Below are 18,715 nucleotides of genomic sequence, written 5' to 3' on the forward strand. Positions count from 1 at the left end.
GTCTTGAGACGCTGCTGGAGACTAACGGCTTACAGCCGGTGTACAAGCCACCCGTTTTCACGGGTGGTTATGACTCGATGATCAAGAGTCCCTCTTTGATGACTAGGGGATGCTGCGGATCAATGCGGTCGTAGAACATAATCCCATTGATGTGGTCGATTTCATGTTGAACGACGATAGCGTTAAATCCTTTGAGTTTGATTTTGTGTTTTTGACCTGTCTTGTCAAAGTATTCTACCGTAACACGCGCATGGCGGACAACGTAGCCGGGTACTTCGCGGTCAACTGATAAACAGCCTTCGCCGCCTTCAACCGCCGCTTCTTGGACAGAGTGGGACACAATTTTAGGATTGTACATCACTTCCTGGAGAGCATAGGCTTGTTTCGGTGGGTTGCCATTTTCGTCTTCAGGATTTGGAACCAGTACCGCAATGATACGACGGGAAACGTCAATCTGCGGTGCTGCTAGTCCAACACCTCCGCGCAAGCCCATTTTTTCAGCCATCACAGGATCCTGCGAATGCTTGAGGAATTGCATCATTTTTTCACCCAAGATGATATGTTCATCTGAAAGGGGGAAGGAAACCTCCTCAGCTACTGCACGTAGGATTGGATGGCCTTCGCGAATAATATCATCCATATCAATCAAGTGGCTAGCTTTTATCAAATTTTCAATTGCAGTCATATCTTCTCCTTATCTTTTTCCTAAGTATACCACGAATGGCGCTAGAATGAAAGTTTGTCCATCTTTTGAGTTAAGTATGGTATACTAGTAAAAACTAAAACTAGTAAGGAAAAACCATGTCATGTCGTCTCGAAAAACTGAGCCTTTTATCCCTGTCCTTCATGTTGATTTCGTCCTATTCGATTTCTTCAGCCTTACCACTCATGTTGGATTATTTTAAGGGTTACTTGCCTGATCAGGTAGAATTATTGATCTCCCTGCCCTCCTTTTTTGTTATTTTGACACTGTTAGCAAATGGGCTTTTAACGCGTTTCTTTAGTGAGCGCCAGATAATTGTGACAGGCCTATTGACCATGACAGTGGCGGGATTGGTGCCGTTTTTTGTTCCCTATTATTTACCGATTTTGATTTCACGTATGTTTTTCGGTGTGGGAACTGGTATGATCAATGCTAAGGCTATTTCTATTATTAGTGAGCGTTTTTCGGGGCAAGAGCGGGTGCGGATGTTGGGCTTACGTGGCTCAGCTGAAGTGGTAGGGTCAGCCTTTCTAACCTTGTTGGTAGGACAAGCCATTAAAATCCAATGGAATGCGGCCTTTCTAATTTATGGATTTGCCCTCGTCATCTTATGTGCCTATTTGTTTTTTGTTCCCAAGGTGGAGATTGAAAAGGCTGAGTTGGATGAAGAGGGGCTAACTGAGAAGCTCAGCCCAGTCATCTTGCGGCTGGCTCTAGCCATGGCTTTGATTTGTGCTTGGACTATTACCATAAACTCGGCAATCAGCTTGCGGGTGCCACTTTTGGTAACAGGCTTACATCTGGGAACATCTTCTGATGCCAGTGTGATTTTGAGTGGGCAGCAGTTGATTGGAATTGTTTCGGGTTTGGGTTTTGCGCCACTTTTGGCTCGTTTTCAAGGGCGCTTGTTAGGAGCTGGTCTGGCTGGTTTGGGCCTGTCTTTATTGGGACTAGCTGTTTCACCGACCTTGCTTCTCATTGGCCTATCAGCAATCGGCACGGGATTTTTCTACTCTATTATCCTAACAGCGATTTTCCATGGTTTATCGGTAGAAGTGCCGGCTGGCTTGCTCAATTCGGCGACTGCCTTGGTCTTGTTAGGCTGTAATTTTGGTTCGGCATTGTCCCCCTATGTTTTGAAACTATTGGGAATGGTTTCGACTAGCGGGCTCTGGATATTTAGCTTTTTGGGTCTGACTTGCCTCCTCTTAGGAGCTCTGCTATTTTTCAAAAAATGAGAAAAGTAAGAAAATTAAAAGATAGGAGAGAAAATCTTCTATCTTTTTGTTATAATGAGGACAGAAATGGAGAATGGTATGCTAGAAAATAATCGTGTTGGACAATTGTTGCTCCGCTTTCCTGAAGATGTTCAGGTCATTTTTAAGAAGATGATTCCTGCTTATCAACGGGGCTATGTCGACTATGTTTACCAGACGGATAAGATTGGTGTGCAAGGTCGTCGGATTAAGAATCTGGTCAAGAGCTTTCGACGGATGGATTATTTTTACGTCATGCCCTTGGACCAGGAGTTGGCCTTGGAGATTGCTGACTGGACCTATCCAGCTCCTTTCGATTTTTATGATGCACGGGCTGATGCAGAAGATTATGCGGAGTTGATTTCGCCTGAAGCGCGTGGAGATCGTTATTTCGCTGTCATCCGAAATGGTGAGCTAATGGGCTATTTTTGTCTAGAGATTTCAGAAAATCAAGTAGAGTTAGGTCTCGGGATGAAACCGAGCTGGACAGGACAAGGTCATGGAGCAGTTTTCTATCAGACCATTGAAAACCATATCAAGGCGAATGTTTCAAACTGTCAAAAGCTAGTCTTATCTGTAGCAGCTTTCAATGAGCGTGCCAGAAAATTGTATGCCCATGTAGGATTTTCAGAAGTAGCTACCTATGTCCAAGCAACAAATGGTGGGCATTATGATTTTGTAAAAATGGAGAAAAAAACTAGTATGCGATTAGATAAATTTTTAGTGGATTGCGGTGTTGGTAGTCGGACAGAAGTCAAGAAACTTCTGAAAAGCAAGCAAGTCACAGTCAACGGCCAAGTAGAAACCTCCCCAAAACAGCAGATTGATGAAAAGATGGACCAGATTGCTGTAGCGGGTCAGGTCTTGAGTCATGAAACTTTTGTTTACTATCTATTGAACAAGCCCAAGGGTGTCATATCAGCCACCGAGGATGACCACCATCGGACTGTCTTGGACCTGCTAGATAATACAGCTCGCCAGAAGGAAGTTTTTCCAGTTGGACGCTTGGACATCGATACCCATGGCTTGCTCCTCTTGACCAACAACGGTCAGCTGGCTCATGCCATGCTTTCTCCGAAAAAGCATGTTGATAAACTCTACCGTGCACAGGTTGACGGGATCATGACCCAAGAGGATGTCGAACGATTTGCGGCAGGAATTGAACTGAAAGATTTTACCTGTCAGCCAGCCCAGTTGACCATCCTCTCTACAGATGAAGCTAAGCAGACCTCGCTCGTTGACATCACCATCCGAGAAGGAAAATTTCACCAGGTCAAACGCATGGTGCAGGCCTGTGGAAAGACGGTGACAGACTTGCAACGATTGACCATGGGGCCTCTTCGCTTAAATCCAAAATTAGCGCTTGGAGAATACCGCAGGTTGACTGCTGCCGAATTAAAGCAATTAGAAGTCTTTGGTGTGGAATTGTAGATAAAATAGAAAAGACTTGCTCCCGATTGGAGGTCTTTTTCTTTTTGGGGTAAGTAAAAAATGCTAAGGATGTACAGTTGTCGTATCTGAAATTCTAGCCCCTGCTTGACCGTACTTGGTATAACATATTACAATATATATAAGAACCTGTGTTCACAGTTCATCGCTTCCATTGGAGTGTTTGAAGGTGGAGATAAGGAAAGGAGATTCCTGACCAATTAGGTGGTAGGCGAAAACAGCCACAGGAGCTTTTTACTCGTCGAAGCAATAAAGTGAAACTAAATGATGATAGAGTCAAGTATTCCTTCAAAAAATTGCCTTGATGAGCAAAAACGATGTCTTGCATAAGAACACTTTGTTTATGAATATAGGTTCTAAGATTTGTCCAAGAGAGGTTATTATATGTTGAAATATATCCGTGCCCTTCCCCTTGTTATAGTAGCGGGAGCGGTTGTTTACTTTACTATTTTTATCTGTATTGATAATGGTGATTGGACCTATGTTGTGACTAGAGCGCTAGGGCTTAAGGAAGAACATGCCAATAATGTTTCTTTGATTGTAATTGGTGCCCAATCACTTTTTCTAACTTCGGATTGGTTTTACAAGCGGATTCGTGCCTTTCTCAATCGTCGTTTGGAAAAGGCCAAAGGGCTTAATCGGCAGATTTATCTGGGCTATAAGGCAGGGATTGAGTTTTTGATGGCGTTACCCAAACGAACTATTTTATTCACATTCTATCTACTTTTAGTAGTTGCTGAAAGTGTTGGTCTGATTGAAAAAGCCAAGGACTATGCTGCGGTAATCATCTTCATAATTGCTGTTGACCGCGTGACCAAAATCTGGCCGGAGGAAAAGCGGAGAATGATTGAGTTTAGCCAGAAGATTAAGAAACGGATTAAGAGTGTGGAGTAGGGAGAGCAATACCTGAATATGTACGTATATTACGAAGGCAATATTGTCTTCTTTTTTTGTTAAAAAAATTAAATAAAATGCAAGATATATATTTCAAAATAGAAAATATAGTGTGTAATAAAATTATAAAAATGCACAGGAGGACGGCTATGGCATGAAAAATCTTCGTTTAAAGTTAGCGCGTGTGTAAAAAGAGTTGGAAGAAGAAATGGAGTAATAATAAGCAGTTCAGCTCCCCGCTCTGCCATTTTCCTAAAAAATAAAAATTTACAAAATTCCTTGCCAAAAGTAAGGGCTTATGTTACAATACCAAAAGCGTAGGTTTTTAAACTCATCCCGTGAGGTGAGAAAGACAACAGGAAAAATTATTAAGGGCCTATGACTATGTATATTTAGAAAGTCTGGGTCTTTTTGTGTACCCGGAATGGGAGATTTATGAGTACAAAAGCCAATCTTTTGTTTGATGTCCATGAGAAACCAGCACCGCTTCAAGGGATTTTGTTGAGTTTCCAGCACGTGTTCGCTATGTTCGGAGCGACAATCTTGGTGCCACTGATTCTCGGTATGCCAGTTTCCGTGGCTCTCTTTGCATCAGGTGTCGGAACCTTGATTTACCAAGTGGCAACCCAGTTTAAAGTTCCGGTTTACTTGGGTTCATCCTTTGCCTACATCTCAGCCATGGCACTTGCTATCAAGGAAATGGGAGGCGATGTGTCAGCTGCGCAGACAGGTATTCTCTTTGTCGGCTTGATTTATGTCTCGATTGCTGCACTTGTTAAAGTTATCGGTACTAAGTGGATTGATACCCTCTTGCCACCGATTGTCATCGGTCCGATGATTATTGTCATTGGTCTCGGTCTTGCCAACTCTGCGGTGACTTCAGCAGGCTTTGTCGCAGACGGTGACTGGAGAAATGTCGTTGCGGCTATTGCTACCTTCTTGATTGCGGCTTTTGTCAATACCAAAGGGAAAGGCTTTGCCAAGATTGTTCCTTTCTTGATTGCCATCATCGGTGGTTACGTGATTGCCCTCTGTCTTGGTTTGGTTGACTTCACACCCGTTTTGGAAGCAGCTTGGTTTGAATTACCAGGTTTCTACCTACCATTTGAAACAGGTGCCTTCAAGTCGTACAATTTCTACTTCGGTCCAGAAATGATTGCTATCTTACCAATTGCTGTTGTAACAGTAGCTGAGCATATCGGTGACCACACCGTTCTCAGCCAAATCTGCGGCCGCCAGTTCTTGAAAGATCCAGGCCTCAGCCGTACATTGATTGGTGATGGTGTGGCGACTGCTGTATCTGCCTTTATCGGTGGACCTGCTAACACGACTTATGGTGAAAATACAGGGGTTATCGGTATGACTCGCATCGCATCAGTATCCGTTATCCGTAATGCAGCCTTGATTGCCATTGCCTTCTCATTCTTGGGTAAATTTACAGCTCTTATCTCAACGATTCCGAGTGCAGTTTTAGGTGGTATGTCTATCCTCCTCTACGGCGTTATCGCCAGCAACGGTCTTAAGGTCTTGATTGAGCGCCAAGTTGATTTCGGTCAAGTCCGCAACCTGATTATTGCAAGCTCAATGCTGGTATTGGGTCTTGGTGGAGCAGTTCTCAACATCGGTGCCATCACCCTTTCAGGTACAGCCCTCTCAGCCATTGTAGGTATTATCCTCAATCTTATCTTGCCAAAAGCAGAAAAGGCTGAGTAAATGTGATATACAAGCAGAAAGTCAGCTTCGGCTGGCTTTTTTTGAAAATAGCAGAGCTACTCAGCTAGTTTTCAAATCAGTTGACAAAAAAGACAATCCTTGATAGAATAAATGAGGTCCAGAAGGACAAATCTAGCTCGTCTTGGTCGCGGGATATGCCAACCTGCCACTCGGATGCAGCTCAAATACAAAGGAGAAATACTCATGGCAATCTCAAAAGAGAAAAAAAATGAAATCATGGCGCAATACGCTCGTCATGAAGGCGACACTGGTTCAGTTGAAGTACAAGTAGCTGTACTTACTTGGGAAATCAACCACTTGAACGACCACATCAAACAACACAAAAAAGACCACGCTACATACCGTGGTTTGATGAAAAAAATCGGTCGTCGTCGTAACTTGTTGGCTTACCTTCGCCGTACAGACGTTAACCGTTACCGCGAATTAATCAACTCACTTGGACTTCGTCGTTAATCTGGCGATTCCCAAAGACTTGGAGCTCTTCCAAGTCTTTTTTGTCGTCTAAAAAACTCCCACTACATACTAGATGGCGGGAGTCATTTTTTTATTGATGAGTTATATATGAGAAAGGTGTGTGGAAATAGCTTTGTAAACTGGCTATTTTCTTACTTTGAATTTGAAAGGCGTTCAAGTTCTTGGAACAATTCTACATTATTCAAGGCTTCGTATCCACGAGAAGCAATGTAGCTTCCCAAACGGCTTGGGTAATGTGATTTGTCGCTAGGTGTGTAAGTGGCGAAATCTTCATTAAGATCTTCAAGCGCTTCTTCACCACGAGTTGCGATATATCCTCCGAGGCGACTTGGATAGCGTGGATTGTCTTGCGGAGTATAGGTTTTAAAAGATATTTTTTCAGCAAATGCATCGAATGTTGGAATGTGGAACTGGTAAGATTGTACGTCCAATTCTTGAAGGTCTTCCAAGGCCCCCTCACCACGAGTTGCCAAGAAACCAGCAATACGACTTTGGTAGTTAACGTTAGTATCATTATATTCTGGGAAGTAGCTGTCTGCTAAAGCAGTTGAAGCTGCCATTAGTGAAAGGGAAGCAAGACCTGCAAGTATGAGTGCTTTAGTAGTTTTTGCAGATGTTAATGAAGTGATGTTTAGCATAGAAATTCTCCTTAAAAATAATTGGTATACGTTGATTTGGTAGCGTCTATCTACCAGTCTGTGTGTTTCCTAGAGGAGAAAGTTTGGAGTTCCTCTAAGAATGTTCGATAATTGTTTGCAAACGTAAAGGGCAGCTAGTAAAGAGTCTGTTCAAATTCTTTACGGAATCCTCACCAGAGCGAATGCCGAGGTAGTGGCAGGCTTGGTGGTGCTTTTTCACAATCCTCTCCTTATGTATGTTTATGATATGAATAACGAGCGCCTCTGTTTTGAAACTCGGCTACAAACCGCTTGCTTCACAAGAGACATTTGCATTCTAAACGACTCTCAGGCAAAAATTAAGACGATTTATATGGAAACGGCCTCATTTTGTATTACTTTATGCTGGTATTTATTTTTTCTTTATGTTAAAAATTTTATATTTGGTTTATAAATATTTTGTTGACAATACTAGTTTTAGAGTGAAATAATTCAAATTATCAAAGGATATGAAAAAACATTCTCTTTTTTAGTTTGTTCTGAACAGGATAAATTAACACAATATGGAAGAATTTCTTCCATTATTAAGATTACTAAAGAATGCAGACAGATACTTTTTTGTGGACAGAATGTGGTAGACTGTAGAAGTTATCTAATGACATTAGGAGATAACGATTAAAGAAAAGGAATCAAAAAATGAAAAAAATTTAATTATTGCTAGCTTATGTGCACTCGGGATCTTGTCAGCAACAGTGATGACAACTGCAACATCACATGCAGAAGAAAAGAAAAACGAAATTGTGATTGCTGATAAAGATGAACGTGAATTAGACCTTGCTAAAGTAGCTGCTTTGGATCCAATGAATAAAGAGTACACTATCGTGTACGGTGAAATTGTAAGTTTGCGTTTTGCAACTAATGAAGAGCGAGAAGTAGCTTTGAAGAAATTGCCTCAAGTAACGGAACTCTATGCAACTATTGCCTCAGCGAAACTTGTATCAGAGGTGGAAAATAAAAAAGTAGAAGCATTCAAAAAATTGACGGAAGTGAAGAATGCTGTCAAGACAGAACAATTTAAACAAGAAATGTCTGCTCCTGTATCAGCTTATCCATATAGCGGAGTTGCTTTTAATGAGAAATTTGATGTGCAACAAGTACGTAAGTGGGGCCTGGATGAATTTGCAGCCTTTAAAAAGAAAACAGGAAAAAGCCCAGAAGCACCATATATAGTAGTGTTTATGCGTGAACCACAAGTTATTAAAACTTACGTTGAAAAAATGATTCGCAAAGATTCGCAAATACGAACAAATCAATATAAAATGATATAAAATAAACCGTTGGAATAGAATTTCCAACGGTTTATTTTATATCAATCCAATAACGCAGCATTAGGTCGCCGTCGCTTTCGTCCAGTCGGCTATCTTCGTAGACACCGCCGTTAGCGAGAATGGTCTTCTGTGAACCGATATTCCAGTCAGCTGCTGTGACAAGGACGCGTTCTAAGCCAAATTTTCGGCATTCTTCCAAGGCTAGGCGCAGTTGTTCTGTCGCGTAGCCTTTTCGACGTTCATCAGGGTGAATAGAATAGCCAATATGTCCTGCGATATGGAGTAGAAATTCCTGCTTGATATCGTGGCGGATGTTGACAATGCCCACCATTTTTTGGTCCGACTCCCGAATACAGAGAAAAGTGGAAGACGGCGAGCGATTGGGACGGCAGGTGGCGTAGGAGGATTCTCTTTCCAAATGTGCTAACCAGTCAGTTAGAGAGTCCATTTCCTGCAAACGACTGCCTCCGTGGAGGTGTTCTCCAGCAAAAGCAGATTTGTAAGCAGAGATTTGATCTGCAAAGTCCAAACTTGGTGCAACAAGTAATAAGTTTTCCATCCGTCACCTCCTAGATTTTTTAGTAGTATAGCAGAAGTGGATTTTCTTGTCAAAAAGTTTTTTAACTTTTCCTTTTAAGCCTAAAATATGATAAAATAGTGCTTATACGTGGTTGTTGCAAAGCTGAGGAAAGAAGGTTTCTTTCTTGAACTTTGTAAAAACCCGTAAAATAAAATTTTGGAGAAAATTCATGTCAAAACAAGTTTTTGAAACGGTCTTTGCTGGTAAGAAATTAGTTGTAGAAACTGGTCAAGTTGCCAAGCAAGCAAATGGTGCTGTTGTCGTACGTTACGGTGACTCAACTGTCCTCACAGCTGCTGTTATGTCTAAAAAAATGGCAACTGGTGATTTCTTCCCATTGCAAGTCAACTACGAAGAAAAAATGTATGCCGCTGGTAAATTCCCAGGTGGTTGGATGAAACGTGAAGGTCGTCCGTCAACAGATGCGACCTTAACAGCTCGTTTGATTGACCGTCCAATCCGTCCAATGTTTGCAGAAGGTTTCCGCAATGAAGTGCAAGTCATCAACACGGTTCTTTCTTACGATGCTGACGCTTCAGCACCAATGGCAGCTATGTTTGGTTCATCATTGGCACTTGCTATTTCAGATATTCCATTTAACGGTCCAATCGCTGGCGTTCAAGTTGGCTATGTCAACGGTGAATTTATCATCAACCCAACTCAAGAAGAACAAGCTGCTTCCTTTTTGGAATTGACTGTCGCTGGTAACAAGGAAGCTATCAACATGGTAGAATCAGGTGCCAAAGAATTGTCAGAAGACATCATGTTGGAAGCCCTCTTGAAAGGTCATGCAGCCATTCAAGAACTCTTGGAATTCCAAAACCAAATCGTAGCAGCTGTTGGGAAAGAAAAAGCAGATGTAGAACTCTTGCAAGTTGACCCAGAATTGCAGGCCGAAATCGTAGCTGCTTACAATACTGATCTTCAAAAAGCTGTTCAAGTGGAAGAAAAATTGGCGCGTGAAGACGCAACAAATGCAGTCCGTGATATGGTCACAGCCGTTTACGAAGAACGTTATGCCGATCATGAAGAGCACGACCGCATTATGCGTGATGTAGCTGAAATCTTGGAAATCATGGAACACACGGAAGTGCGTCGTTTGATTACAGAGGACAAGGTTCGTCCTGACGGTCGTCGTGTAGATGAAATTCGTCCGCTTGATGCAGAAGTAGACTTCTTGCCACAAGTTCATGGTTCAGGTCTTTTCACACGTGGACAAACTCAAGCCTTGTCAGTATTGACTTTGGCACCAATGGGTGAAACGCAAATCATCGATGGTTTGGACGATGAGTACAAAAAACGCTTCTTGCACCATTACAACTTCCCACAATATTCAGTGGGTTCAACTGGTCGTTACGGTGCGCCAGGTCGTCGCGAAATTGGTCACGGTGCTCTTGGTGAACGTGCTCTCGAACAAGTCTTGCCAAGCTTGGAAGAATTCCCATATGCTATCCGCTTAGTAGCAGAAGTATTGGAATCAAATGGTTCATCTTCACAGGCTTCTATCTGTGCGGGCACACTTGCCCTTATGGCTGGTGGTGTGCCAATCAAGGCTCCTGTTGCTGGTATTGCCATGGGTCTGATTTCAGATGGTACCAACTACACAGTCCTTACAGATATCCAAGGTTTGGAAGATCACTTTGGCGATATGGACTTCAAGGTTGCCGGTACGCGTGACGGGATTACAGCTCTTCAAATGGATATCAAGATTGACGGAATTACACCACAAATCTTGGAAGAAGCCCTTGCTCAAGCCAAGAAAGCTCGTTTTGAAATCCTTGACTTGATTGAAGCAACGATTCCAGCGGTTCGTCCTGATTTGGCACCAACTGCACCGAAGATTGATACGATTAAGATTGATGTAGACAAGATTAAGATTGTCATCGGTAAAGGTGGCGAAACCATCGACAAGATTATCGCAGAAACTGGCGTTAAGATTGACATCGATGAAGAAGGAAATGTATCTATCTACTCTAGTGACCGTGATGCCATTGAACGTGCTAAAGAAATCATTGCTGGCTTGGTGCGTGAAGCCAAGGTCGGTGAAATTTACAAGGCAAAAGTTGTTCGTATCGAGAAATTTGGTGCCTTTGTCAACCTCTTTGACAAGACAGATGCTCTTGTACACATCTCTGAAATGGCTTGGGCGCGCACAAACCGTGTAGAAGATTTGGTTGAGATAGGTGATGAAGTAGATGTTAAGGTCATGAAAATTGATGAAAAAGGCCGTGTTGATGCGTCTATGAAAGTTCTTCTTCCAAAACCAGAAGGCTATACAGAAGAAAAACGTGAGAAACGTGACCGTGGTGACAAACAAGACCGCCTACGTCTCTCACATGACAAAAAAGAAGAAAAAGGCTTTAGTGAATTCAAAATCCACAAAGTAGAAAAATAAAAAGAGAAAAGGCAGGGCGTAAACCTTAGCCTTCTCTCTTTATAAATGAGGTGAGAAAATGGGTTGGTGGAAAGATACAATCAATATTGTCAAAGAAAATGATCCGGCTGCGCGTACGACGCTGGAGGTGCTTTTGACCTATCCAGGTGTCAAAGCTTTGGCTGCCCACCGCCTTTCTCATTTCTTATGGAAACACAATCTCAAACTGTTGGCGCGGATGCATAGCCAGTTTTGGCGTTTTTGGACCCAGATTGAAATTCATCCAGGCGCTGAGATTGCTAGTGGAGTTTTCATTGACCACGGAGCCGGTCTTGTTATTGGAGAAACCGCAGTAATCGAAGAGGGTGTTCTGCTCTATCATGGCGTGACGCTGGGAGGAACTGGAAAAGATGTTGGCAAGCGGCATCCGACAATCCGAAAAGGTGTCTTGGTCTCTGCCCATGCTCAGGTTATCGGTCCCATTGAGATTGGTGAGGGAGCTAAGGTTGGGGCTTCTGCAGTTGTGGTGGCAGACGTACCGCCACAAGTCACAGTTGTAGGCATTCCAGCCAAGGTGGTCCGTGTTCATGGGAAAAAGGATGAGCTGGTTAATCATCAGATTGAGGAAGAGCGCAAGGAGCGCTACTATACTTCCAAGTTGGAAGAAGCCCGTTATGCCAGTATGGATTCCTCCCACTTGTAGAAAGGCTCGCCTATGATTTTAGAAGAATTTGAAGATGGGCCAGCGGTCATTGAACCAGAGTATTCAGATGCGGTTGCGAAAGAAATTTGTGATACCATTATTCTCCCTTTTTCTGGGAAACTATTTGATAAAATTAGTAGTTTAGACTATGTTCGCTATGGTGGCTATAAGTCCAATATCAACGGCAAACAACCTTGGTATATCTATGAAAAGGATGGTCAGAAGGTAGCGGTTTTCAAGGCGTTACTTGGTGGAGCAGCCCTGATTGGTAGTCTGGAAGAATTGCAGGCTACGGGCTTCAAGAATTTTATTATCTTTGGGACCTGTGGTGTCTTGGACGGAAGTTTGGAGACCAATAAGATTATTCTACCGACATCTTCTGTTCGTGATGAGGGGATTTCCTATCACTATGCCCCTGCTTCAGATGAGATTGGTTATACCCCTGAATATTTGAAGAAATTTGCGCAGATTTTACACAAGCACGGGATTGCGCATGTGCAGACCAAGGCTTGGACGACAGATGCTTTTTTCCGTGAAACACCTGCCAAGGTAGATCGGCGCAAGGCTATGGGCTGTCAGGTAGTGGACATGGAGTGGCATCGGTTGCGGCTTGGGCCCAATTTCGCCAAAAAGAGGTCTATCACTTCTTTTACACCTCGGACTATGTAGACCACGAAAATGGCTGGGACAAACGGACAGGACACGAGGAAGAAGACTTGCTGACCTTCTTTGATATTGCACTGAAAATTGCAGGAGAATTGGAATGAATAGTAAGCTTAGGACTCTGTTACTGCCCCTCTATATCGTATGTGCAGTCATGATGGGCTTTTATGCTGTCAAAGATATGTTAAAGGGGGATTTCTTTACAGGAATTTGTATTGCGATTACATTATTTGAGACCAGTCGAAGAGTCTATAAGACTTATAAAAATGACCGAAACAACTATGAAAATCTGAGGAGAAAAGATGAAAAATTTAAGTAAAAGTCCCTACGGTATGGGAATTATTGTCCTTTTAGGAACCTTCTTATCCATTCATCATGCCATGGAGCAGGACTACATGTTGGCAGTTTTGGCAGGGCTCTTGGCTATTACTTGGGCATGTACCATGTACCTGAAATTTTACAAAAAAAGGAAATAAGATGATTAAAATTTATGATACCATGACGCGGAGTCTGCGAGATTTTGTCCCTATTGAGGAAAATAAGGTCAAGATGTACGTTTGCGGACCAACGGTTTACAATTATATTCACGTGGGAAATGGTCGTTCAGCGGTGGCTTTTGATACCATTCGTCGTTATTTTGAATACCGTGGTTTTGATGTGACCTACATTTCCAACTTTACGGATGTAGATGATAAGATTATCAAGGGTGCTGTAGAAGCTGGCATGTCTACCAAGGATTTTTCGGACAAGTATATTGCAGCTTTCATGGAAGATACGGCGGCTTTGGGCATTAAGCCTGCGACTCGCAATCCGCGTGTGATTGACTTCATGGATGATATTATCCGTTTTGTAGGGGATTTGATTGACAAAGGTTTTGCTTATGAAGCACAGGGCGATGTTTACTTCCGCGTTGAAAAATCACAGGATTACGCCAAGTTAGCCAATAAGTCTCTGGAAGATTTGGTTATGGGGGCCAGCGGGCGGACGGATGAGGAAACAGCTCGTAAGGAAAATCCCCTGGACTTTGCCCTTTGGAAATCAGCCAAGGCAGGTGAAGTGTCATGGGAAAGTCCTTGGGGGCGAGGTCGTCCTGGTTGGCACATCGAGTGCTCGGTGATGGCGACAGAAATTTTGGGTGATACGATTGATATTCACGGTGGTGGTGCGGATTTGGAATTCCCACATCATACCAATGAAATCGCCCAATCGGAAGCCAAGACAGGTCATAAATTTGTTAATTACTGGATGCACAATGGCTTTGTTAATGTGGATAATGAAAAAATGTCTAAGTCGCTGGGCAATTTTGTGACAGTTCATGATGCTCTGAAAACCATTGACGGACAGATTTTACGCTTTTTCCTAGCAACCCAGCACTACCGCAAGCCCATTAACTTTACTGAAAAAGCCATTCATGACGCAGAAATCAATCTCAAATATCTGAAAAATGCCTATGAACAGCCATTTTCTGAGGGAGTTGATGAAGCAGCTTTCCAAGCCTTGCAAGAGAAATTTGTGGCAGCCATGGATGAGGATTTCAATACGGCAAACGGGATTACCGTTGTTTTTGAAATGGCAAAATGGATAAATTCTGGCAATTACAGTGCAGAGATCAAAGCACAATTTGCGGCTATTTTAGAAGTTTTTGGGATTGTATTTGCGGAAGAAGTGTTGGATGCGGAGATTGAAAAATTGATCGCTGAACGCCAAGAAGCGCGTGCCAATCGTGATTTTGCGAAGGCAGATGCTATCCGTGATCAATTAGCTGCGCAGGGCATCAAACTCTTGGATACCAAAGATGGCGTGAGGTGGACGCGTGACTAAGTTAGATGTCAATCTTATCAACGGTATTGCCCTTGCTTTCGAAGGGGACGCCGTTTATTCGCTCTATATCAGACGTCACTTGATTTTTCAAGGGCAGACCAAGCCCAATCAATTGCACCGCTTGGCGACAAAGTATGTGTCAGCCAAGGCACAGGCAATGCTAGTCAATGCTATGTTGGAAGCGCAGCTTTTGACCGAAAAAGAGGAAGAAATCTACAAACGCGGGCGCAATGCTAGCAGCCACACCAAGGCTAAAAATACGGACGTCATCACTTACAAGATGTCGACGGGCTTTGAAGCGGTCATGGGCTACCTCCATATGACCGAGCAGACCGAGCGTCTGGAGGAGCTGATAGCCTGGTGTATCGCCCAAGTGGAAGACCGTAAGGAAAACTAATCTGGAAAGGAATACCTATGATAGACTTGGAGAACTTGTTTCCTGGGGCAAAACTGGTAAAGGAAAAGAAGAACCTAGCAGAGCACTCTTATCTGTCTCTGCCTGACGGTAAGTGGTTGGAACTTGAAACTGCTCAGTTGACAGACCGAGAACAGGCTATCTTGACTCTGCTTGTCATGCCAGAAAATCCCTATCCGTCCAGTCCCTGGTCAGATTACCTACTGGCTAGAAAGGGAAATATTCCCCAATTTTTAGACAAGGTCCAATTTCTGCATGTTCGTGTTTGGAAAGAGGATTCTGCTGATTGGCTGGATATGATGGTGGACCTTTTACCTAATGCAGTCAGCCATTTTCGTCTGTCACCTGGCGAATTGATCTTTGTTCTTCATCAAGGACAGGAAATGGATACCAGAGAGATTTTGACGGAGAGTATCCAGGCTTTAGAAATCGACTTTAATGTCCGTTTATCCTTTTTCCTAGGACAAATCTGGCACTATTCTGCACAGGAAAATTGGCCTGCCCTCTTTCAAGCGGAACGAAATCTTTTTAACAAGTGGCAAGAAGACTTCAACCAAAGTACGGTATTGACTTTCAGTAAACTTTATCTTTGGGCGCAGAGCAAGGGAGAAATGTCTCCAATTTTGGCGCAAGAGTTGAGTAAGTTGATTGCAGAGCAGGACCAGTTGAAGGATATTATTCTTGCTTTGTGGGAAGAGTCAGCTGTGGTGACCAAGGCTGCTCAAAAGCTCTATCTTCATCGCAATACCCTCCAATATCGACTGGACAAATGGCATGAACTGACAGGACTTCAACTCAAGGAATTGACAGATTTAACTCTCTGTTATAGTTTGATTTTGCATGAGTTGTTTTAGGAAAAATGGAGGCTGATGATGAGACTGCTGTTTGAAATGGATAAGAAAGATTACCAAGACTGTACTCGTACCTATGTACGGAATTCTGCTAGAAGTATTATCATTTCTGATGGAAAAGTTGCTATGGTGCATAGTGCCAAGTACCAAGTACGATTATTATAAGTTTCCTGATGGTGGCATTGAAGAAGGGGAAAGTATCCTCCAAGCCTTGAAGCGGGAAACTCTGGAAGAAACGGGTCTGGTCATTCAAGAAGAAACCGTAGAAGTGTATGGCTATGTTCATCGGATTTTGCGGAGTCTTCATGATCAAGACCAGTGTTTTATTCAGGATAATTTTGACTATCTTTGCCAAGCGCAGGAGTTTATTTTGCTCAAAATTTAGATAGTTATGAGAGCGAGGAAGGTTATCGCCTTGTCTTTGTATATCCGCATCAGGCCATTGCAAAAAATCGTTCCGTGGCGGATAGCCCCTATGATTCGTCAATGTTTGAGAGAGGCTAAGGTCTTGGAATTGCTCTTGCACGAGTCCTATTTTGAATAGCGACGAAGCGCATGTTTAGACAGGTGCTTTTGATTTCGTCAACTTGCACAAAAACGCTTTCAAGAATTGGTCAGTCTGCCATAGTATTGTAAAGCGTTTTCATTTACAATAAAACCATAGAAATTAAAAGGAGTTTTGACATGGTTCAACTTAATCTTAAAAACATTTACAAAAAATATCCAAACAGCGAGCACTATTCAGTAGAAAACTTCAACTTGGACATCAAAGACAAGGAATTTATCGTATTCGTAGGTCCTTCAGGTTGTGGTAAATCAACTACTCTTCGTATGATTGCGGGTCTTGAAGACATCACAGAAGGTGAAGCATACATCGACGATGTTCTCATGAATGATGTGGCACCTAAAGATCGTGATATTGCCATGGTTTTCCAAAACTACGCTCTTTACCCACACATGACTGTTTACGATAACATGGCCTTTGGTCTTAAATTGCGTAAATACAGCAAAGATGAAATCAAAAAACGTGTTGAAGAAGCAGCTGAAATCCTTGGTTTGACTGAATTCTTGCAACGTAAACCAGCTGACCTTTCAGGTGGTCAACGTCAACGTGTTGCCATGGGTCGTGCGATTGTCCGTGATGCAAAAGTATTCTTGATGGATGAGCCTTTGTCAAACTTGGATGCAAAACTTCGTGTATCTATGCGTACTGAAATTGCTAAAATCCACCGTCGTATCGGGGCAACTACTATCTATGTAACCCACGACCAAACAGAAGCTATGACTTTGGCTGACCGTATCGTTATCATGTCAGCAACTAAAAACGAAGCTGGTACAGGTACTATCGGTCGTATCGAACAAATCGGTTCACCAGAAGAACTCTACAACTCACCAGTTAATAAATTCGTAGCAAGCTTCATCGGTAGCCCAGCTATGAACTTCTTCCCAGTTACTTTGCAAGATGGCGTTTTGTCAAGCGGCTCAAGCTTCTCAGTGAAATTGCCAGAAGGTCGTCGCAAACAATTGGAAGACAAAGGTTACAATGGTAAATCATTCACACTTGGTATCCGTCCAGAAGACATCAAAGCTTCAGCTTTGGAATTGGAAACATACCCAGATAGCGTGATTACAGCAGAAGTTGTCGTATCTGAATTGCTTGGTGCAGAAACAATGCTTTACAGCAAAGTTGGCGACACTGAATTCGTATCTCGTGTAGATGCGCGTGACTTCCACCGTCCAGGTGAGCATGTTAAATTGGCATTCAACCTTAACAAAGCACACTTCTTCGACGACGAAACAAGCAAAGCAATCGTTTAATCAAAACAAAAAAGGAACTTTCGAGTTCCTTTTTTTACATCCAGTCATCACGATAAGTTTCATAAAATTCGACCTTCAAGCGGATAAATTCTTCCATATCATGGAGGAGTTGGAAGAGGGTGGCGCGTGTTTCAAACTCTTGTCGGCTTTGTGGCAGTGGCCGCTCACGGAAGGTCTGGTGGAAGAGGTCAATGTCTACCAAGAGTTCGTAGGCTGGATTCTCTTGGCTCAGTTGCTGGGCCGTTCGCTGGAATAGGCTGGCTAAAATAATACTTTCTCGTCCTTCCAAACGGCAATGATTGATGCTACTGGCCATGCGGCGGAGGATTTTATTTTGACTAGCCCGCATTTCAAAGTAATGGACTTGGTAGTTGGTCTGGTTGAAGAGCTGGTTGTGGCGATCCAGATAGACAACAAATAAGGCTTCTTGTAGCAGTTGGTCCAGTTGGTTAATCAGTTGGGCATCGTTGCGCCCGTCGCCGTCTTGTAAAAATGTTTCAAAGCGGTGGAGAATTTGTTTGAGCAGATCTTCTACTTGTTGATGGTAGTTTTGGATTTTTTTGTTTTGGGAAGGCATGTAGATATTGCAGACAAGTGCTAACCCTGCCCCAATCAAAAACAGCGCTAGCTCATTTCCCAAAAGAGCCAAAGAAATATCCTTCTCCAAGAGCAGATGGGTGACCAGTACTGTTGAAGGGGCAATGCCGGCCTCCCAGCCATAATGATAGGCTAGTGGCACATAGATAGCTAGGTAGATAGCCAGTGTCCAAAAGTCAAATCCTAATAGGAAAAAGGTCAGCCAGGCAATAGCTAGGGCTAGAAGGGTTGAAAAAAGACGATTACCAGCCATTTTTAAGGAAGACTTGCGAGTGTCAAGGACGCTCAATATGGCAATAATCCCTGCAGAAGTGGCATAGGTCAGTCCCAACCATTGTGCCAAGTAGATAGAAAGGACGGTTGCAAGTATCAGTTTGATAGTACGGTCAAGAATAGGCATAAAAATCTCCTGGAAGTGATAAAAATATTGTATCATAA

20 protein-coding genes and 2 pseudogenes are annotated in these 18,715 nt (G+C 42.9%); 18 read left to right on the forward strand and 4 right to left on the reverse strand.

The window, feature by feature from the left end:
- Positions 1–67: 67 nt before the first annotated feature.
- A complete protein-coding gene (gene def / locus ACHUFA_RS08925; RefSeq protein ID WP_394405619.1) occupies positions 68–685 on the reverse strand; it encodes a peptide deformylase in 618 nt (205 codons plus the stop codon).
- A gap of 116 nt (positions 686–801) precedes the next feature.
- Between def and ACHUFA_RS08930 the strand changes: the two genes are divergently transcribed.
- The 6 genes and pseudogenes from ACHUFA_RS08930 (at position 802) to rpsO (ending at position 6,489) form a co-directional block, all read left to right on the forward strand.
- Positions 802–1,941: an MFS transporter gene (locus ACHUFA_RS08930; protein ID WP_394405621.1), complete on the forward strand. Its 1,140-nt coding sequence runs from the start codon at positions 802–804 to the stop codon at positions 1,939–1,941.
- Positions 1,942–2,214: 273 nt separating this feature from the next.
- Positions 2,215–2,574: pseudogene (locus ACHUFA_RS08935) on the forward strand (GNAT family N-acetyltransferase); the annotation flags it as partial.
- An 87-nt stretch (positions 2,575–2,661) separates the two neighbouring features.
- Entirely contained in the window at positions 2,662–3,390 is a 729-nt protein-coding gene (locus tag ACHUFA_RS08940) for a pseudouridine synthase (protein WP_394405656.1), read from the forward strand.
- A 402-nt stretch (positions 3,391–3,792) separates the two neighbouring features.
- Positions 3,793–4,302 (forward strand): hypothetical protein, encoded by a 510-nt coding sequence (locus tag ACHUFA_RS08945; RefSeq protein ID WP_002942154.1) that lies wholly within the window; start codon positions 3,793–3,795, stop codon positions 4,300–4,302.
- A 435-nt stretch (positions 4,303–4,737) separates the two neighbouring features.
- Positions 4,738–6,015 carry a uracil-xanthine permease family protein gene (locus ACHUFA_RS08950; protein WP_222347783.1) on the forward strand — a complete coding sequence of 426 codons (1,278 nt, stop codon included), beginning with the start codon at positions 4,738–4,740 and terminating at the stop codon, positions 6,013–6,015.
- A 204-nt stretch (positions 6,016–6,219) separates the two neighbouring features.
- A complete protein-coding gene (gene rpsO, locus ACHUFA_RS08955; RefSeq protein WP_024391455.1) occupies positions 6,220–6,489 on the forward strand; it encodes a 30S ribosomal protein S15 in 270 nt (89 codons plus the stop codon).
- A gap of 152 nt (positions 6,490–6,641) precedes the next feature.
- Here rpsO and ACHUFA_RS08960 read toward each other — a convergent pair whose 3' ends face one another.
- Positions 6,642–7,148 (reverse strand): hypothetical protein, encoded by a 507-nt coding sequence (locus tag ACHUFA_RS08960; protein ID WP_394405625.1) that lies wholly within the window; start codon positions 7,146–7,148, stop codon positions 6,642–6,644.
- Positions 7,149–7,882: 734 nt separating this feature from the next.
- On the opposite strand from ACHUFA_RS08960, the gene ACHUFA_RS08965 reads away from it, so the two are divergent.
- Positions 7,883–8,455 (forward strand): hypothetical protein, encoded by a 573-nt coding sequence (locus ACHUFA_RS08965; protein WP_394405627.1) that lies wholly within the window; start codon positions 7,883–7,885, stop codon positions 8,453–8,455.
- A gap of 31 nt (positions 8,456–8,486) precedes the next feature.
- Here the strand turns inward: ACHUFA_RS08965 and ACHUFA_RS08970 are convergent, their stop codons facing one another.
- Positions 8,487–9,014, reverse strand: a complete 528-nt coding sequence (locus tag ACHUFA_RS08970) for a GNAT family N-acetyltransferase (RefSeq protein WP_394405629.1) — start codon at positions 9,012–9,014, stop codon at positions 8,487–8,489.
- Between the two features lie 190 nt (positions 9,015–9,204).
- Between ACHUFA_RS08970 and pnp the strand changes: the two genes are divergently transcribed.
- The 11 genes and pseudogenes from pnp (at position 9,205) to ACHUFA_RS09025 (ending at position 17,680) form a co-directional block, all read left to right on the forward strand.
- Positions 9,205–11,430 carry a polyribonucleotide nucleotidyltransferase gene (gene pnp / locus ACHUFA_RS08975; RefSeq protein WP_394405631.1) on the forward strand — a complete coding sequence of 742 codons (2,226 nt, stop codon included), beginning with the start codon at positions 9,205–9,207 and terminating at the stop codon, positions 11,428–11,430.
- 58 nt (positions 11,431–11,488) lie between these two features.
- Positions 11,489–12,112 carry a serine O-acetyltransferase gene (gene cysE, locus ACHUFA_RS08980; RefSeq protein ID WP_222347789.1) on the forward strand — a complete coding sequence of 208 codons (624 nt, stop codon included), beginning with the start codon at positions 11,489–11,491 and terminating at the stop codon, positions 12,110–12,112.
- A gap of 12 nt (positions 12,113–12,124) precedes the next feature.
- Positions 12,125–12,879 (forward strand): annotated as a pseudogene (locus ACHUFA_RS08985) (nucleoside phosphorylase).
- The gene (locus ACHUFA_RS08990) at positions 12,876–13,094 is read left to right on the forward strand and encodes a hypothetical protein (RefSeq protein WP_222347790.1); all 219 of its coding nucleotides are present in this window, start codon (positions 12,876–12,878) and stop codon (positions 13,092–13,094) included. Before ACHUFA_RS08985 ends, ACHUFA_RS08990 begins: the two are co-directional and overlap by 4 nt.
- The gene (locus tag ACHUFA_RS08995) at positions 13,078–13,251 is read left to right on the forward strand and encodes a hypothetical protein (RefSeq protein ID WP_394405633.1); all 174 of its coding nucleotides are present in this window, start codon (positions 13,078–13,080) and stop codon (positions 13,249–13,251) included. The genes ACHUFA_RS08990 and ACHUFA_RS08995 overlap by 17 nt, the downstream gene beginning before the upstream one ends.
- A 1-nt stretch (position 13,252) precedes the next feature.
- A complete protein-coding gene (cysS, locus tag ACHUFA_RS09000; RefSeq protein WP_222347792.1) occupies positions 13,253–14,596 on the forward strand; it encodes a cysteine--tRNA ligase in 1,344 nt (447 codons plus the stop codon).
- Positions 14,589–14,993, forward strand: coding sequence for a Mini-ribonuclease 3 (locus ACHUFA_RS09005; RefSeq protein WP_394405635.1), 405 nt, complete (start codon positions 14,589–14,591; stop codon positions 14,991–14,993). The genes cysS and ACHUFA_RS09005 overlap by 8 nt, the downstream gene beginning before the upstream one ends.
- A gap of 17 nt (positions 14,994–15,010) precedes the next feature.
- Positions 15,011–15,865, forward strand: a complete 855-nt coding sequence (locus ACHUFA_RS09010; RefSeq protein ID WP_222347794.1) for a helix-turn-helix domain-containing protein — start codon at positions 15,011–15,013, stop codon at positions 15,863–15,865.
- Between the two features lie 18 nt (positions 15,866–15,883).
- Positions 15,884–16,027 (forward strand): hypothetical protein, encoded by a 144-nt coding sequence (locus ACHUFA_RS09015; RefSeq protein ID WP_222347795.1) that lies wholly within the window; start codon positions 15,884–15,886, stop codon positions 16,025–16,027.
- A complete protein-coding gene (locus ACHUFA_RS09020; RefSeq protein WP_394405637.1) occupies positions 15,999–16,247 on the forward strand; it encodes an NUDIX hydrolase in 249 nt (82 codons plus the stop codon). The genes ACHUFA_RS09015 and ACHUFA_RS09020 overlap by 29 nt, the downstream gene beginning before the upstream one ends.
- A 299-nt stretch (positions 16,248–16,546) precedes the next feature.
- Entirely contained in the window at positions 16,547–17,680 is a 1,134-nt protein-coding gene (locus ACHUFA_RS09025) for an ABC transporter ATP-binding protein (protein WP_222347797.1), read from the forward strand.
- A 34-nt stretch (positions 17,681–17,714) separates the two neighbouring features.
- On the opposite strand, the gene ACHUFA_RS09030 is transcribed toward ACHUFA_RS09025, so the two are convergent.
- Positions 17,715–18,677: an aromatic acid exporter family protein gene (locus ACHUFA_RS09030; protein ID WP_222347798.1), complete on the reverse strand. Its 963-nt coding sequence runs from the start codon at positions 18,675–18,677 to the stop codon at positions 17,715–17,717.
- Positions 18,678–18,715: the final 38 nt, after the last annotated feature.

Source organism: Streptococcus hepaticus (assembly GCF_043656315.1).
GTDB lineage: Bacteria > Bacillota > Bacilli > Lactobacillales > Streptococcaceae > Streptococcus > Streptococcus hepaticus.

What these genes read in the sequence shown, in the direction of transcription:
- def (WP_394405619.1), bottom strand. Translation starts at nt 685, where the DNA reads ATGACTGCAATTGAAAATTTGATAAAAGCTAGCCACTTGATTGATATG.
- ACHUFA_RS08930 (WP_394405621.1), top strand. Translation starts at nt 802, where the DNA reads ATGTCATGTCGTCTCGAAAAACTGAGCCTTTTATCCCTGTCCTTCATG.
- ACHUFA_RS08940 (WP_394405656.1), top strand. Translation starts at nt 2,662, where the DNA reads ATGCGATTAGATAAATTTTTAGTGGATTGCGGTGTTGGTAGTCGGACA.
- ACHUFA_RS08945 (WP_002942154.1), top strand. Translation starts at nt 3,793, where the DNA reads ATGTTGAAATATATCCGTGCCCTTCCCCTTGTTATAGTAGCGGGAGCG.
- ACHUFA_RS08950 (WP_222347783.1), top strand. Translation starts at nt 4,738, where the DNA reads ATGAGTACAAAAGCCAATCTTTTGTTTGATGTCCATGAGAAACCAGCA.
- rpsO (WP_024391455.1), top strand. Translation starts at nt 6,220, where the DNA reads ATGGCAATCTCAAAAGAGAAAAAAAATGAAATCATGGCGCAATACGCT.
- ACHUFA_RS08960 (WP_394405625.1), bottom strand. Translation starts at nt 7,148, where the DNA reads ATGCTAAACATCACTTCATTAACATCTGCAAAAACTACTAAAGCACTC.
- ACHUFA_RS08965 (WP_394405627.1), top strand. Translation starts at nt 7,883, where the DNA reads ATGACAACTGCAACATCACATGCAGAAGAAAAGAAAAACGAAATTGTG.
- ACHUFA_RS08970 (WP_394405629.1), bottom strand. Translation starts at nt 9,014, where the DNA reads ATGGAAAACTTATTACTTGTTGCACCAAGTTTGGACTTTGCAGATCAA.
- pnp (WP_394405631.1), top strand. Translation starts at nt 9,205, where the DNA reads ATGTCAAAACAAGTTTTTGAAACGGTCTTTGCTGGTAAGAAATTAGTT.
- cysE (WP_222347789.1), top strand. Translation starts at nt 11,489, where the DNA reads ATGGGTTGGTGGAAAGATACAATCAATATTGTCAAAGAAAATGATCCG.
- ACHUFA_RS08990 (WP_222347790.1), top strand. Translation starts at nt 12,876, where the DNA reads ATGAATAGTAAGCTTAGGACTCTGTTACTGCCCCTCTATATCGTATGT.
- ACHUFA_RS08995 (WP_394405633.1), top strand. Translation starts at nt 13,078, where the DNA reads ATGAAAAATTTAAGTAAAAGTCCCTACGGTATGGGAATTATTGTCCTT.
- cysS (WP_222347792.1), top strand. Translation starts at nt 13,253, where the DNA reads ATGATTAAAATTTATGATACCATGACGCGGAGTCTGCGAGATTTTGTC.
- ACHUFA_RS09010 (WP_222347794.1), top strand. Translation starts at nt 15,011, where the DNA reads ATGATAGACTTGGAGAACTTGTTTCCTGGGGCAAAACTGGTAAAGGAA.
- ACHUFA_RS09015 (WP_222347795.1), top strand. Translation starts at nt 15,884, where the DNA reads ATGAGACTGCTGTTTGAAATGGATAAGAAAGATTACCAAGACTGTACT.
- ACHUFA_RS09025 (WP_222347797.1), top strand. Translation starts at nt 16,547, where the DNA reads ATGGTTCAACTTAATCTTAAAAACATTTACAAAAAATATCCAAACAGC.
- ACHUFA_RS09030 (WP_222347798.1), bottom strand. Translation starts at nt 18,677, where the DNA reads ATGCCTATTCTTGACCGTACTATCAAACTGATACTTGCAACCGTCCTT.